The following is a 2,606-nucleotide window of genomic DNA, read 5'->3' as shown; positions in this document are numbered from 1 at the left end:
TGCGGATTCCGGTCTGAAGCCGGCCGGCATTCCGATTAATTACCGGCCACCGTTCCGATTTGAAGCCGGCCACTATTCCAATCAATTACCGGCCGGTTCTCGGCTCTAACGATACCCCTTGGGTCAGCAACTTTGGCATCAAGCCTCCCGGTACACGAGGAGAGTTTGATGCCGGCAAAGAGAAGGCTGACCATGAGACAATTACGACAGATGCTCCGGCTTGCCGGAAGCGGAACAAGCAGCCGCGAGATCGCGGTGGTGCTGGGCGTTGCTCGCAGCACGGTGCAGGATAATCTGAAGCGGGCGGCGCTTGCGGGTTTGACCTGGCCCTTGCCCGGAGAGCTGACCGACGATGCGCTTGAACATCGTCTTTTCGCCCGCGCTGGGGTCAAGCAGGGGCAGCGGCGAAGGAAGGAGCCTGACTGGGCTGAGCTTTCGATCGAGCTGAAGAAGCCAGGCGTGACACTGCTGATCCTTTGGGAAGAATACCGTAGCGACCATCCCGACGGTTACGGCTACAGCCGCTTCTGTGAACTGTTCCGCGGCTTCGAGCAGCGCCTGTCGCCGACGATGCGCCAGGAGCATGCCGCCGGCGACAAGGTCTTCGTGGACTATTCCGGAAAGAAGGTGCCGATCGTCGATCGCAAGACCGGCGAGGTCCGTGAGGCGGAACTGTTCGTCGGCGTACTCGGCGCATCGAGCTACACCTTTGCCGAGGCCACGTGGACCCAGACCTTGCCGGACTGGATTGGCTCGCATGTACGCATGTTCGCCTTTTTTGGTGGCGTGCCACGGCTTGTGGTGCCTGACAACCTGAAGTCCGGCGTCAACCGTGCCAGCTTCCATGATCCTGAGATCAACCGCAGCTACGGCATGATGGCATCCCACTACGGTATCGGTGTCCTTCCGGCTCGGCCGCGACGCCCGAAGGATAAGGCCAAGGTCGAGAACGCCGTGCGCTTTGCTCAAAGCTGCATCCTCGGCCGCCTGCGCAAACAGACATTCTTCTCGCTTGCCGAGGCGAATGCCGCGATCACTGATATGCTCGCACGCATCAACGATCATGTCATGCGCCGGCTCGGTGTCAGCCGTCGCCATCTCTTCGAGACGGTCGAGCGTCCAGCCCTCGCAGCCCTTCCTGCCGAGGATTACGAGTTCGCCGAATGGCGGCTGGCGCGGGTCTCGACGGATTATCATGTCGAGTTCAAGACCTTCTTCTATTCGGTCCCGCACGGCCTCATCCGGAGCCAGGTCGATATCCGCGCCACCGCCCGGATGATCGAGATATTCCATCGTGGAAAGCGCGTCGCAGTGCATCAGCGCCGATATGGGGGGCCGCGCTTTGGCACCGACCCCGATCACATGCCGAGTTCGCATCGTCGATACGCCGAATGGACACCGGATCGCTTCCGGCGCTGGGCTGCATCGATCGGCCCCGAGACCGAGGGGCTGATCACCGCCATCCTCGCCAGCCGGCCGCATCCCGAACAGGGCTTCAGAACATGCCTCGGCATCCTGCGCCTCTATCGTGATCTTCCCCGGGAGCGCGCCGAGACTGTGTCGGCGCGTGCCGTCGAGATCGGCGGCCTGACCTGCAAAACCATCTCCGCGCTCATCGCCACCCACAAATCCAACAGACATTCCGCCGAACCCGCCGCCGTCATGGAGCACGCCAACCTGCGCGGCCCCGGCTACTTTCATTGAGGATCAAGATCATGCTGACCAATCCCACCATCGACATGCTACGCGAACTCGGCCTCTCCGGCATGGCAAGCGCCTATCACGAGCTTGAGGCCCAACCAGAAGTGAGGAGTCTCGAGCATGGCGAATGGCTCGCTCTTCTTCTGGAGCGCGAGGCAACCATGCGCCGCCAGAAGCGCTTCGAGGCGAGAGCCCGCGCGGCAAGGTTGCGCCATGACGCTCAGGTCGAGAACATCGACTTCCGCGCTGCCCGTGGCCTTGACCGCAATCTGTTCCTGAAGCTCGCCGGCTGCGACTGGATCAGGCAACATCACAGTCTCCTGCTCATCGGACCCGCCGGCGTCGGCAAGAGCTGGCTGGCCTGCGCACTCGGACACAAGGCATGCCGCGAGGACTTCTCCGTCGCCTATCATCGCCTGCCGAGGCTGTTCGCCACTCTTGCACTGGCGCGCGGCGACGGCCGCTATCCCAAGGTCCTCAAGGCGCTCGCCAGAACAGACCTGCTCATCCTCGACGACTGGGGCCCCGAGAAGCTCAGCGACGAGCAGCGCCGTGATCTTCTGGAGATCGTTGAGGATCGCTATGAGAGGCGATCCACCATCGTCACAAGCCAGGTGCCCGTCGATCACTGGTACGACATGATCGGCAATCCGACGCTCGCTGACGCCATCCTCGATCGCTTGGTCCACAATGCCTACCGCATCGAACTCACCGGCGAGAGCTTGCGAAAGCAGCGTCCGCTACCATCCGACGCTTGACCCCACGACAATCCAGAGCCATTCAAAACAACGACCCAAGGGAGCATCGACTGGCCGGCTTCAAATCGGAATGCTGGCCGGAATGAAATCGGAATGGGTGGCCGGCTTCGTTTCGGAATCAATGGCCGGCTTCATCGGAATACGCAC

General features: G+C 61.8%; 2 protein-coding genes. Both read left to right on the top strand.

The window, feature by feature from the left end; translation table 11 throughout:
* Nucleotides 1-192 precede the first annotated feature (192 nt).
* Nucleotides 193-1,704 carry an IS21 family transposase gene (istA, locus tag P7F60_RS30710; protein WP_102026030.1) on the top strand — a complete coding sequence of 504 codons (1,512 nt, stop codon included), beginning with the start codon at nt 193-195 and terminating at the stop codon, nt 1,702-1,704.
* A gap of 11 nt (nt 1,705-1,715) precedes the next feature.
* On the top strand, nt 1,716-2,459 hold the full coding sequence (gene istB / locus P7F60_RS30705; protein ID WP_097143548.1) for an IS21-like element helper ATPase IstB: 744 nt from the start codon (nt 1,716-1,718) through the stop codon (nt 2,457-2,459).
* Nucleotides 2,460-2,606 lie beyond the last annotated feature (147 nt).

Origin of the sequence: Rhizobium sp. YJ-22 (assembly GCF_029601685.1) — a bacterium.
Lineage (GTDB): Bacteria > Pseudomonadota > Alphaproteobacteria > Rhizobiales > Rhizobiaceae > Metarhizobium.
The sequence above is the reverse complement of the archived record's forward strand: the minus strand, read 5'-3'. Positions and strand labels throughout refer to the sequence as shown.

What these genes read in the sequence shown, in the direction of transcription:
- istA (WP_102026030.1), top strand. Translation starts at nt 193, where the DNA reads ATGAGACAATTACGACAGATGCTCCGGCTTGCCGGAAGCGGAACAAGC.
- istB (WP_097143548.1), top strand. Translation starts at nt 1,716, where the DNA reads ATGCTGACCAATCCCACCATCGACATGCTACGCGAACTCGGCCTCTCC.